Origin of the sequence: Methylobacterium sp. B1, assembly GCF_000333255.1 — a bacterium.
Taxonomy (GTDB): domain Bacteria; phylum Pseudomonadota; class Alphaproteobacteria; order Rhizobiales; family Beijerinckiaceae; genus Methylobacterium; species Methylobacterium fujisawaense.
Genome location: NZ_BACT01000363.1, coordinates 1 through 7282, shown reverse-complemented (window position 1 = coordinate 7282; position 7282 = coordinate 1). Strand labels below are relative to the sequence as shown.

The window sequence follows — 7282 nt, the reverse complement described above, 5'->3', positions numbered from 1 at the left end:
CCCCGCAGCAGCGCGAATTCGTCCGCATGCTCAAGAGCCTGGTCGCGCGTTTCGAGGATTCCCCGGGACCTGCCCCAGATGGGGGATCCCAGGCCGGAGTGGATCCGGAACTCGACCAAGCCGTCGTCTTGGTCCCGAAGATCTATGCGGCCCTCCGGCAGGATCCCACCGAGCCGCGCAGCCTCGACGCCTTCCTGGACCTCGCGAACGCGTTGCGAACCTGATCAACGGAGGCACGGGGCGGACCCGGATCCGAGGGGGGAGGGTCGATCGCCCGTGCCGATGGCAGGGCGTCACGAGGAACCGCGTCGCTCGCCGGCGCCGGTTCAGAAAAGCCGCTCGGAAAGCTTCGCGCAAGCGATCTCTGATCAGAGTCGGCCGAACATGATCAAAAAACGGGGACGTTCGTCATGGGACTTTATGGTGTGCTGAACAGCGGCGTCTCCGGAATGAACGCCCAAACCAATCGACTTGGAACGGTTGCTGACAATAACGGTCCCGTCCCGGATGACGATCGGGTAGCTATACGGCCCCGTGCAGCTCCCGCTCTCCGCGGTGGCTATGACCGACCAGGCTCCATCGAACCGGTTGGCCGCGTAGGCTCCCGTCGGAGCGCCGACGGCGAGGAACAGGGCGGGCGCGAGCAGTGCAGCACGAAGTCGGGTCATCGTCTCCTCTGTGGTGATTTCGAAGCGCGGGCGCGGTTCATCCGCGGCCGGATCATCGACAGGGCCGATCGGTTGCGGGCCTGAAAGGGCAACGGGCCGGACGCGCGCCCGGAGTGGCGCGGGCGTCCGGCCTCGCGGCCGTGCCGGACAAGAGGGCCATCCGCCCGGCACAACCTCGACAAAGGGGTGGGACGCCGTGGAAGCCTGGGGCCCCACGGCACGTCCCGCAGCCCCGATATGGCCCCTAACACGTTCTTTCAAATGAGAGATTTGTACCAGTACGGCGCGCTTTTTTCACGCCGCAGATCCGGACGCGCGACCGCTCCCGTCAGGGGGAGTTCCGCGAGGGCCCGTCGCCCAGGCGGCGCGGCCGGCGGTGCCCGACACGGCCGGCAGGCGGGCCGGCCGGTGCCCCGGACGCGATGCGGCATCGACTTCTTCAACGCCTGAACAATGGTCGCACCGGCCCCGGAGCTTCTGGCCCGGTGTTCGGTCGATATCCGCACGTTCGGCACGCCCAGGTCTGTTGGGCGGTTCGCCGGCGATCTGCGCGAGACAACGCCTCGACGGGCCGAGCATCAATCCTTGGCTCAAAACGCCCGCGTCGATGATGCGTGTATACCAAGAAAATAACTTAGGTGAGGGAACCTGCTTGTGCGCAACCCGTTTGTGCCCGGCTGCCGGAGGGGCGGCGAGCGCGGCATGGGGTGCGAGAGCGGTGACGGCGGGCGTCGACAGGCACGAACTCCGGCAGATCATCGCCGGCCTGAGCGAGGGCGTGATCCTGGTCGAGCCCGACCAGACCATCGCGTACGCCAACGCCGCCGCCCTGGCGATGCACGGCGCCGAGAGCCTCGACGAGCTCGGGCCGACCGTGGACGCGTACCGGGACCGGTTCTGCCTGCGCTACCGCAACAACGTCGCGCCCAACCAGTATCCGATCGAGCGCGTCGTCGCCGGCGAGCGCTTCCACGATGTCGTGGTCGAGGTGCGCCGGGCCGACAAGCCCGAGATGGATTTCGTCCACTCGCTGCGCAGCCTCGTGGCCACGGACCGCGACGGCAAGCCGAGCTGCCTCGCGCTGATCCTCAAGGACGTCTCCGACCAGTTCGAGGCCGAGGAGCGGTTCGAGCGGACCTTCAACGCCAACCCGGCCCCGGCGGTGATCACCCGGCTGTCCGACCTGCGCCACGTCAAGGTGAATACCGGCTTCCTGGAGATGACCGGCTTCACCCGCGACGCCGTGATCGGCCGCAGCGTCTACGAGGTCGACGTCCTGGCCGGCGCCCGCAACCGCGACCTCGCGGTCGGGCGCCTCGAGTCCGGCGGCACGATCCCCCAGATGGAGGCCTGCCTCGACCTGCCCGACGGCGGCAGCCGCTTCGTGATCGTCGCCGGCCAGCCGATCGCGATGGGCGACGAGCCGTGCATGCTGTTCACCTTCGCCGACCTCGAACTGCGCCGGAAGGCCGAGACGGCCCTGCGCCAGAGCGAGGAGCGCTTCGCCAAGGCGTTCCGGATGACGCCGGTGCCGACCGTGCTGGTGCGGGCGGACACGTTCCAGGTCACCGGCATCAACGAGGCGTTCAGCCGGGTCTTCGGCCACGGCGAGGACCGGATCGTCGGGCGCAGCCTCGACGAGGCCGGGCTGTGGGTCGCCGACAAGCAGCGCCTGCAGGTCGAGGCCGCCCTCGACCGGCACGGCTACGTCCTCGGGGTCGAGGTGTGCCTGCGCCACGAGAGCGGGACGAACCTCGACTGCCTGGTCTCGGCCGAGCGCGTGACCATCAACGATGCCGAGTTCGCCCTGCTGGTCCTGCAGGACATCACCGAGCGCAAGCACACCGAGCGGGAGCTGTTCGACGCGATCGAGACCGTGATGGCCGACACGTCGTGGTTCAGCCGCGGGCTGATCGAGAAGCTCGCGACCCTGCGCCGCCCCGGCCGGGAGGCCGCCGAGGGGGCGGCGCCGAACCTGACGGTGCGCGAGCGCCAGATCCTCAACCTGATCTGCTCGGGGCTCGGCGACGACGCGATCGCGCGCAAGCTCGGCCTGTCGCGCAACACGGTGCGCAATCACGGCGCCGCCTTGTACCGCAAGATCGGCATCCACAAGCGCAGCGAGGCGGTGGTGTGGGGGCGCGAGAACGGCTTTCCGCTGAGCAGGCCTGACGGATGAATACCGCCGTACCGGTATGGGCGGACCATTGATCGGGCGATGTCCGCCCTCATCTTCCGCGCGGCCAGGGCTCTTCCGCGCGGGATGAGGCGCCCGCGACTGAGCCCCCTCGCCGGCGCCGCCCCACCGCGAGGCCCCCTGGCGACGCCCCCACCGGCGACACCCCCTTGCGACGACCCACGACGACCACCACCACCGGAGTGACACAGCGTGACCACCATCCAGACCGTAGCAACGCCCCTCGCGCCGGACGCGCACGCCGACACGCGCGCCGTCCTGCTCAACCAAGTGTCCTGGGGGGCGATCTTCGCCGGCGCCGTCACCGCCCTGGTGACCCAGGTGATCGTGAACCTCGTCGGCGTCGGGGTGGGCCTGGCCTCGGTGGGCACGACGGCGGCCGACAATCCCTCCGCCTCCACCGCCTCGATGGGCGCCGGCATCTGGTTCGTGGCCTCGGGCATCGTCGCCTCGCTGGCCGGCGGCCTGATCGCCGGCCGGCTCTCGGGCAAGCCCCTGCCGGGCGCGGCCGCCTTGCACGGTCTCGTGTCCTGGGCGGTGACGACGCTGGTCGTGCTCTACCTGCTGACCTCGGCCGCCAGCGGCCTGGTCGGCGGCACGCTGAGCACGGTCTCGGGGGCGCTCGGCGGCGCCGGCAACCTCGTGGGCGGCACCGTGCAGACGGCGGCCCAGGCGGCGGCGCCGTCGCTGGCGAAGATCTCGAACCCGCTGGACGGCATCGAGCAGAAGGTCCGCCAGCAGACCGCCGGCCAGGACCCGCAGGCGGCCCGCGACGCGGCGGTGGCGGCGATCAAGGCGCTGTTCACGGGTGACGCGTCGCAGAAGCAGCAGGCCGAGGCCCGCGCGGCCGACGCCCTGGCCAAGGCGCAGAACATCCCGGTCGATCAGGCCCGCCAGCAGATCCAGGACTACGAGACGCAGTACGACCAGGCGGTGGCCACCGCCAAGCAGAAGGCCGAGGCCGCGGCCGTGACGGCCAAGTCGGCGGCCACGCAGGGCGCCTTCTACGCGGCGCTGGCGCTGATCCTGGGGGCCCTGGCGGCCTTCCTCGGCGGCCGTCTGGGCGCGCCGAAGCCCGCGACCCTGCTCGGCGCCTACGAGACCCGGCGCGTCTGACCGCCCTCGGCGCCCGCGCCTCCATGCGGGCGCCGCCCATCCCCGGCGGGCGGAACGCGCCCGGCCGGGATCCCTGCCCCCCCTCCAACCGCACGGAGCACACGCGATGAGCAGCACCACCGACAAGATCAAGGGCCTGGCCAACGAGGCGGTCGGCAACGTCAAGCAGGCGGCCGGCAAGGCCACGGGCAACGACAAGCTGGTGGCCGAGGGCAAGGCGCAGGAGCTGAAGGGCGAGGCCCAGAAGACCGTCGGCGACGTCAAGGACGGCGCCAAGACCCTCGCCGACAAGATCACCGGCAAGCACTGATCCTCATCCCGCGGCGCCGGGCCACCGGCGCCGCAGCCCCCCGGCGAGGTCCCATCACCCCGAGACAGGAGAGCAGCATGAACCGCGACCAGATCCGTGGCGCGTCCCGTCACCTCAAGGGTCGCGCCCAGACCGCCCTGGGCGGCCTGACCGGTGACCCGGCCCGCCAAGTGCGCGGCGCCGTGAACCAAGTGGCCGGCGGCGCTCAGTATGCCTACGGTCGCGCCCGCGACCGGGCCGAGGATTTGGCCGACGATGGCCGCCATCTGGCCGAGGCCGCCCGGACGCGGGCCGACCATCTCATCGGCGAGGGCCGCGAACGCGCCCGGGACGTGCGCCGCCGTGGCGCGGTCTACGGCCGGCAGGCGATCCGCACGGTCGAGGCCAACCGCACGAACACCCTGCTGGGTCTGGCCGCGCTCGCCTTCGCGGCCGGCTGGCTCGTCCGCCGCACCCGCTGAAGGAGGCCCCCATGCTGCGCAAGATCCTGACGGCCTTCATCGTGCCGAAGCTCATCGCCTATGTCGGCCGCCGCTTCGACCGGCGCCAGCGCACCGGCCGGACCTACTGAGGGAACGCGCCGTCGCGGCGGCCGTCGTTTCCGCGCCCGCCCCGGTCGCGGACGCCGGGAGACCGGCCGGGGCGACGCGGCCCGCCTCCGCGGCGGCACCCGCACGCCCTGCGCGACCCGCGGGCCGCTATCCCGGCGCCTTCCAGATGCCGGCGGCGATCCGCGTCGTCTCGACCAGTGCCGCGTGGAGCGCCGCGTCGCCGTCGCAGCGGCCGGCGCGGATGGCTGCGACCAGAGCCGCCGGCGCGGCGGCGTTCCCTTCGGTGGCGTCCCCTTCGGCGGAGAGCACGCCAAGCACCCGCGCCCAGGCCTCGGCGGCGGCACCCTCCTGCTCGATCTCCCGCAGGACGATGCCCATCGCGTTGGCGGCCATCAGCAGGACGTAACGCTGGCGCCCCGACAGGGCGGGGGCGACCTCGTCGAGGAGGCTCTGCCGGGCCACCGCCAGGAGGGCGGCGCCCGCGGGCGCGTCCGGGAAGGCGGCGCTCATCGGGCTCCCCATCGTTCGGGCGCGGTCTCGCGCAGGATCGTGGCTTCGAGTTCGGGCGCCATCCGGCCGGTGAGCGCGAGCTCCAGCGACGTCTCCTGGCCCGAGACGTGGCGGTGGCCCTGCTCCAGGGCGATCACCGCCCAGCGCAGATGCGCCATGATCTCCCAGTAGCGCACGGCCTCCGGGTCGATCCTGCGTCCGCTCTCGGCCTCGTAGCCGCGGTAGAAGGCGGCCCGCGGGGCGATGCCGCCGGCCTCCAGGTCGGGCCGGCCGAACCGCCAGCAGGCGGCGCAGAACCAGCCGATATCCTGGACCGGGTCACCCCAGCCGGCGAATTCCCAATCGAGGATCGCGGTCAGGCCCTCGGCATCGACCATGTAGTTGCCGGTGCGGAAGTCGCGATGGACCAGGACCGGCTCGGGACAGGGCGGCGCGTGGCATTCGGCCCAGCGCAGGCCCCATTCGAGGGCCGGGCGCACGGCGCCGATCCCGTCGAGATTCGCCCGCAGGGTGCGGATCTCGGTGAGCGCCGGATGCGCGTCGGGCGCACCGAGGAAGGCGAGGTCGTCCGCCAGGACGGCGCGGCCGGGGCCATCGGCCCGCAGGATTCCGTGGATCCGGGCCAGCTCCCGCCCGAGCTGCTCGGCCAGGGCCGCCCGGTCGCCGCCGAGGCGCGTGTCCTTCACCACCCGCGGCCCCAGCCCGACCCCGGAGACGAGCCCCATCAGGGCGAAGGGCGCCCCGACCACGCCCGGATCGGCGCAGAATCCGACCGGCTCCGGCACCCGCACGCCGGCCGCGAAGGCGGCGCGCAGGATCCGGAACTCCTCGGCCCGCGGGCGGCTCGACGCGATGGTGGCCGGCGCGTCCTTGCGCAGGACGAAGCCCCGCTCGCCGCCGTCGACACGGCAGGCCAGCATCCAGTTCTCCTGGATCGAGCCGCCGGTCAGCGGCCGGATGTCGTCGAGGGTGACCGTCCCGGCCCCCAGGGTCCGGCCGATCCAGGCGCAGAGCGCCGTCCTTTGACCTGCGTCCAGCATGGGGGTTCAGGGCCGCGTCACTGGACGCGCTCGAGGGCCAGGGCGATCCCCTGGCCGCCGCCGATGCACATGGTCACGAGACCGTAGCGGCCGCCGGTCCGGGCCAGCTCGTAGAGGGCCTTCACGGTGATGATCGCCCCCGTGGCGCCGATCGGGTGGCCGAGGGCGATGGCGCCGCCGTTGGGGTTGACCGTGTCGGGATCGAGGTCGAGGGCGCGGGAGACCGCGCAGGCTTGGGCCGCGAAGGCCTCGTTCGACTCGATGACGTCGAAATCCCCCGCCCGCAGCCCGGTCCGCTCCAGCAGGCGCCGCACCGCCGGCACCGGGCCCATGCCCATCTCGGACGGGTCCACGCCCGCATGGGCGTAGCCGACGATCCGGGCGAGCGGCGTCGCGCCGTCGCGCTCGGCCTGCGCGGCGCTGGACAGGACCAGGGCGGCGGCGCCGTCGTTCAGCCCCGAGGCGTTGCCGGCCGTGACGCTGCCGGTCTTGGAGAAGGCCGGGCGGAGCTTGGCGAGGTCGTCGGCGCTCGTGGCCTTCGGGTGCTCGTCGGTGTCGAAGGCCACCGTCTCGCGCTTCCGCTGCACGTCGATCGGCAGGATCTGATCGCGGAACCGGCCCTCGCGGATCGCCCGTGCGGCGCGCGCCTGGCTCTCGGCCGCGAAGGCATCCTGCATGGCGCGGGGGATGGCGTAGCGCTCGGCCACGTTCTCGGCGGTGACGCCCATATGGCCGTTGCCGAACGGGTCGCTCAGCGCGCCGAGCATGTAGTCGACGAGGACGGCGTCACCCATGCGCGACCCGGTCCGCCCGGTGGTCAGGAGGTGGGGCGCGCGGCTCATGCTCTCGGCCCCGCCGGCCACCGCAATCTCCGCGTCGCCGAGCAGGAT

8 protein-coding genes and 1 pseudogene are annotated in these 7282 nt (G+C 72.4%); 5 read left to right on the top strand and 4 right to left on the bottom strand.

Going from position 1 to position 7282, the window contains the following annotated elements:
- Window positions 1-224 (top strand): annotated as a pseudogene (fliI, locus tag I53_RS31170) (flagellum-specific ATP synthase FliI); the annotation flags it as partial.
- A gap of 144 nt (window positions 225-368) precedes the next feature.
- Here fliI and I53_RS31165 read toward each other — a convergent pair.
- Entirely contained in the window at window positions 369-668 is a 300-nt protein-coding gene (locus I53_RS31165; protein ID WP_083936024.1) for a hypothetical protein, read from the bottom strand.
- Window positions 669-1386: 718 nt separating this feature from the next.
- Here I53_RS31165 and I53_RS10635 point away from each other — a divergent pair.
- From I53_RS10635 to I53_RS10620, 4 genes are all read left to right on the top strand, one after another.
- On the top strand, window positions 1387-2847 hold the full coding sequence (locus I53_RS10635) for a helix-turn-helix transcriptional regulator (RefSeq protein WP_043350222.1): 1461 nt from the start codon (window positions 1387-1389) through the stop codon (window positions 2845-2847).
- Window positions 2848-3057: 210 nt separating this feature from the next.
- Window positions 3058-3981 (top strand): hypothetical protein, encoded by a 924-nt coding sequence (locus tag I53_RS10630; RefSeq protein WP_043350219.1) that lies wholly within the window; start codon window positions 3058-3060, stop codon window positions 3979-3981.
- A gap of 106 nt (window positions 3982-4087) precedes the next feature.
- A complete protein-coding gene (locus I53_RS10625) occupies window positions 4088-4291 on the top strand; it encodes a CsbD family protein (RefSeq protein WP_043350217.1) in 204 nt (67 codons plus the stop codon).
- Between the two features lie 77 nt (window positions 4292-4368).
- Window positions 4369-4752: a CsbD family protein gene (locus I53_RS10620; protein WP_043350215.1), complete on the top strand. Its 384-nt coding sequence runs from the start codon at window positions 4369-4371 to the stop codon at window positions 4750-4752.
- A gap of 237 nt (window positions 4753-4989) precedes the next feature.
- On the opposite strand, the gene I53_RS10615 is transcribed toward I53_RS10620, so the two are convergent.
- From I53_RS10615 to I53_RS10605, 3 genes are all read right to left on the bottom strand, one after another.
- Window positions 4990-5352 carry a DUF6285 domain-containing protein gene (locus I53_RS10615; RefSeq protein WP_043350224.1) on the bottom strand — a complete coding sequence of 121 codons (363 nt, stop codon included), beginning with the start codon at window positions 5350-5352 and terminating at the stop codon, window positions 4990-4992.
- A complete protein-coding gene (locus tag I53_RS10610; RefSeq protein ID WP_043350213.1) occupies window positions 5349-6392 on the bottom strand; it encodes a phosphotransferase family protein in 1044 nt (347 codons plus the stop codon). The genes I53_RS10615 and I53_RS10610 overlap by 4 nt, the downstream gene beginning before the upstream one ends.
- 17 nt (window positions 6393-6409) lie before the next feature.
- On the bottom strand, window positions 6410-7282 hold an 873-nt coding region (locus tag I53_RS10605; protein ID WP_043350212.1), incomplete at its 5' end, for an acetyl-CoA C-acyltransferase.